The following is a 286-nucleotide window of genomic DNA, read 5'->3' as shown; positions in this document are numbered from 1 at the left end:
ACGACGAGCGGTTCGCGCGGCAGATCTTCCAGCAGATCCTCGGCTTCGGCGAGTACGGCTTCCCCGAGTCGCACGCCGCGAGCTTCGCGCTGCTGGTATACGTGTCGGCATGGCTCAAGCGCCACGAGCCGGCGGCGTTCACCGCGGCGCTGATCAACAGCCAGCCGATGGGGTTCTACGCGCCGTCGCAGCTCGTGCAGGACGCGCGGCGCCACGGCGTCGAGGTGCGCGCGGTGGATGTGCGCGCGAGCGATTGGGACTGCACGCTCGAGCGGTGCGACGACGG

1 protein-coding gene is annotated in these 286 nt (G+C 70.3%); it reads left to right on the top strand.

All coding sequences use genetic code 11. The features are described from left to right. The coding region (locus MD536_RS21365) for a hypothetical protein (protein WP_239603812.1) at nucleotides 1-286 on the top strand (286 nt) is incomplete at both ends.

The organism is Flavihumibacter cheonanensis (assembly GCF_022352215.1).
Taxonomy (GTDB): Bacteria; Bacteroidota; Bacteroidia; order Chitinophagales; family Chitinophagaceae; genus Flavihumibacter; species Flavihumibacter cheonanensis.
This window is presented reverse-complemented; position numbering and strand designations above follow the sequence as displayed.